The sequence below is a fragment of the Dietzia sp. DQ12-76 genome, assembly GCF_014145045.1.
Classification (GTDB): Bacteria; Actinomycetota; Actinomycetes; order Mycobacteriales; family Mycobacteriaceae; genus Dietzia.
On the sequence record NZ_JAALDV010000431.1, the window covers coordinates 1 to 3,640 of the forward strand.

A 3,640-nucleotide genomic window follows, 5' to 3' on the forward strand; every position below is an offset into this window, starting at 1 on the left:
CGTCGGCCGGTTGGGCACCGTCGTCCATCACCACGAGGACGGTCCGGTGGCGCTCGCGCTGATCAAGAGGTCGGTCGCGCCGGGCACCGCCCTGGAGGTGGACGGGGTCTCCGCCGCCCTCGACCCCGACTCCCTCCCGGACGACCCCGGTCCGCAGGCCGGACGCGAGGCGATCCGCAGGCTGCGCGGCCAGGGGTAGGTGCCGCAGGCCGCCCCGCGACACCCGGGCGGACATTCCGGGCCGGGCACGCTATCCTGTGGGCAGGCAGATACTCACATTGATGGGCACCCCCGAGGTGGCCCAGCACCGTTTCCGAGGGGGTCAGGTCGATGGGCCGAGGCCGCGCGAAGGCGAAGCAGACCAAGGTCGCTCGCGAACTCAAGTACAACACTCCGCAGACGGACCTAGAACGTCTCCAGGCGGAGTTGGCCGGTGGTGGCGCACCCACCACTCGGGTCAGCACCGATCGGCCCGGTGCCGACGAGGACGAGGACCCCTACGATTCGTGGTCCGACGGCGACAGCAGGTTCTGACCGCACTTCCAGCCGCACACACGTGGGCCGGGCATCCCGCTGGATGCCCGGCCCACGTGTGTGCGGTGGGGTCTGACCCCCCGGTCAGAATCTGGCGTGCGACCCCTCCAGGACAACGCGGGGCGAGTCCGCGGCGTCCTCTCCAGCCTTGTCCACGTGCCCGATCACCCAGTTGTCGACGTGCCGTGCCGTGAGCACGGCCTGGGCTCGGTCCACGTCCTCGGCCGGGAGGACGGCGATCATCCCGACGCCCATGTTGAACGTCCGTTCCATCTCGGTCTGTTCGACACGGCCGTGGTGGGCGATCGTGCCGAACACGGCGGGCACTGGCCACCGCCCTCGGTCGAGCCGTGCGACCAGTCCGCGCGGCATGACCCGCGCGAGGTTCTCCGCGAGGCCTCCGCCTGTCACATGGCTGAACACCCGGACGTCGGTCTCCGCGATGAGACTCAGACAGTCCAGGGCGTAGATGCGGGTGGGTTCGAGGAGTTCCTCGCCCAGTGTCCGACCGAACTCCTCGACGTGACCCTCCAGCGGTAGGCGAGCGAGGTCCAGCAGCACGTGCCGGGCCAGTGAGTAGCCGTTGGAATGCAGACCCGAGGACGCCATACCCACGATCACATCGCCGGGGCGGACGTTCTCCGCCTTGAGCACCTCGTCGGCTTCGACGATCCCGACCCCGGTGCCCGAGATGTCGTACTCGCCGGGTGCCATGAGCCCGGGGTGCTCGGCGGTCTCCCCGCCCAGCAGGGCACATCCCGCCCGCACGCACCCCTCGGCGATCCCCTCGACGATGGCGGCGACATGCTCCGGCACGACCTTGCCGATGGCGATGTAGTCCTGGAGGAACAGCGGCTCGGCGCCGCACACCACGAGATCGTCCACCACCATCGCCACGAGGTCGATGCCCACCGTGTCGTGGACATCCATGGCCTGCGCCACCGCGATCTTGGTGCCGACGCCGTCCGTCGACGAGGCCAGGAGCGGCTGCCGATACGTGTTCTTCAGGGAGAACAACCCCGCGAAACCCCCGAGACCGCCCATCACCTCCGGTCGGGTCGCACGCCTGGCGTGGGGCGCGAACAGTTCGACAGCGCGCTCGCCGGCGTCGATGTCGACGCCGGCGGCGGCGTACGAGGCGCCGCGCGCGGGGTGGTGGTTCTCGGTCATGGTCGATTCTCCTCATCGGCGCCCCTGGGCGGGCGCCCGGTCAGGGTCGGCGGACGGCGTCCGTGGTGTCGTGCAGGACCAGGTGCCGGTCGGGGGTCTCGCCGTCGACCTGGGCGGCCAGGGCCAGCACGGCCGCACTCATGGGCGAGTCGTCCGGGAGCGCGATGGGATAGTGGCCGTCGAAGCACGCGGCGCACAACTCGTCCCGCGGCTGCCCGGTGGCCGAGATCATCCCGTCCACCGAGATGTACCCGAGGGTGTCCGCGCCGATCGCCCTGCGGACACCCTCGAGCATGCCGTCCGTCACGTCGACGCCGTTGGCGATCAGCTCGGCCGGGCTGGCGAAGTCGATGCCGTAGAAGCACGGCCACCGGACCGGAGGAGAGGCTATACGGACGTGCACCTCGAGGGCGCCCGCCTCCCTGAGCATCCTGATCAGGGCCCGCTGGGTGTTGCCCCGGACGATCGAGTCATCCACCACCACCAGCTTCTTCCCGTGGATCACCTCGCGAAGCGGGTTGAGTTTGAGCCGGATTCCGAGCTGGCGGATCGTCTGACTGGGCTGGATGAACGTGCGGCCGACGTAGGCGTTCTTGGTCAACCCCTGTGCGAAGGGGATTCCGGAGCCCTGCGCGTATCCGACCGCGGCCGGGGTGCCCGACTCCGGGACCGGGATGACCAGGTCGCCCTCGACGGGGTGTTCGGCGGCCAGCGTGCGACCGATCTCCACGCGAGCGGAGTTGACCAGCCGCTCGTTGATCACCGAGTCGGGACGTGCCAGGTAGACGTACTCGAAGACGCAGGCCTTGGGGGCGGGTTCCGCCAGTCTGCGCGACCTGACGCCGTCGGCGTCGATCGCGATGAGCTCACCGGGCTCGATGTCGCGGACGAACGACGCCCCGACGATGTCGAGCGCAGAGGTCTCGGACGAGACCACCCAGCCCCGCTCGAGCCGACCGAGCGCGAGGGGGCGCACCCCGTGAGGGTCGCGGGCCGCGTACAGCGTGCTCTCGTCGGAGAACGTCAGGCAGTAGGCACCGCGCAGTCGCGGCAACAACCGGGCCGCCGCCTCCTCGAGCCCCCCGTCCCCCGCGTCGTGGGCGAGGAGGGTGGAGACGATGTCCGAGTCCGAGTGGGTGCTGTTCTCGGAGTACCCACGGATACCGATCGACGTGGCGTAACGCTTGAGTTCCTGGGTGTTGACCAGATTCCCGTTGTGCCCCAGCACCACGGACCCTCCACCGGGAGTGGGCCGGAACATGGGCTGGGCGTTGTCCCAGGACGCCGCGCCGGTCGTCGAGTACCGGCAGTGGCCCACGCCCACGTGGCCGCTCATCGATTCGAGGGTCTTCTCGTCGAAGACCTGACTCACCAGACCGAGATCCTTGTAGACCAGGACCTGCTCACCGTCCGCGACCGCGATCCCTGCGGCCTCCTGGCCTCGGTGTTGCAGCGCGTACAGGCCGTAGTAGGTGAGCTTGGCGACATCCTCGCCCGGAGCCCACACACCGAAGACACCGCACTCCTCGACCGGGCCGATGCGCTCGGCGTCGACAGGCAGGCCGGTCGGACCGGGAACGGACGGGTCGGGCAGACCCAGACCGACGGCGGCGCGACTCGTTGTGCGGCGGAGTGGTCCGGACGTGCCCGGACGTGACGACGTGCTCTCCACCTGGTGGTGCTCCCTCATGGTTCGGGGCGGTCCGCCCGGACAGACCCCGGCGGTGCCGTTCAAGTGTACGTTCCCGGACCCCCGTGACCCCACTCCCGTGTCCCCGGTCGCACCACCGGCAGCCCCGACGCGACCTCACCGGCCCTCGTCCCCGACGCACGGACCAGCCCGGCCGAGACGGCGGACTGCCAGCTGCGGCGGCCGGTGGCGAGTTCGAGCCAGGTCCTGGCGTCGGTCTCGACGACGTTGGGCGGGGTCCCCCGC

At 70.2% G+C, this 3,640-nt stretch carries 4 protein-coding genes and 1 pseudogene; 2 read left to right on the forward strand and 3 right to left on the reverse strand.

Annotated elements, in window-relative coordinates; genetic code table 11:
- Together G6019_RS14065 and G6019_RS14070 are read left to right on the forward strand one after the other, a co-directional pair.
- A pseudogene (locus tag G6019_RS14065) lies at positions 1–199 on the forward strand (folate-binding protein); the annotation flags it as partial.
- Between the two features lie 131 nt (positions 200–330).
- Complete coding sequence (locus tag G6019_RS14070) at positions 331–534, forward strand: DUF3073 domain-containing protein (protein WP_107755796.1); 204 nt, start codon at positions 331–333, stop codon at positions 532–534.
- A gap of 84 nt (positions 535–618) precedes the next feature.
- On the opposite strand, the gene purM is transcribed toward G6019_RS14070, so the two are convergent.
- The 3 genes from purM to G6019_RS14085 all read right to left on the reverse strand — a co-directional run.
- Positions 619–1,704, reverse strand: a complete 1,086-nt coding sequence (purM, locus tag G6019_RS14075) for a phosphoribosylformylglycinamidine cyclo-ligase (protein WP_107755795.1) — start codon at positions 1,702–1,704, stop codon at positions 619–621.
- A 40-nt stretch (positions 1,705–1,744) separates the two neighbouring features.
- Positions 1,745–3,394 carry an amidophosphoribosyltransferase gene (purF, locus tag G6019_RS14080; protein ID WP_107755794.1) on the reverse strand — a complete coding sequence of 550 codons (1,650 nt, stop codon included), beginning with the start codon at positions 3,392–3,394 and terminating at the stop codon, positions 1,745–1,747.
- A 41-nt stretch (positions 3,395–3,435) separates the two neighbouring features.
- A partial coding sequence (locus tag G6019_RS14085) for a sterol carrier family protein (RefSeq protein ID WP_241726066.1) occupies positions 3,436–3,640 on the reverse strand: 205 nt, incomplete at its 5' end.

What these genes read in the sequence shown, in the direction of transcription:
- G6019_RS14070 (WP_107755796.1), top strand. Translation starts at nt 331, where the DNA reads ATGGGCCGAGGCCGCGCGAAGGCGAAGCAGACCAAGGTCGCTCGCGAA.
- purM (WP_107755795.1), bottom strand. Translation starts at nt 1,704, where the DNA reads ATGACCGAGAACCACCACCCCGCGCGCGGCGCCTCGTACGCCGCCGCC.
- purF (WP_107755794.1), bottom strand. Translation starts at nt 3,394, where the DNA reads ATGAGGGAGCACCACCAGGTGGAGAGCACGTCGTCACGTCCGGGCACG.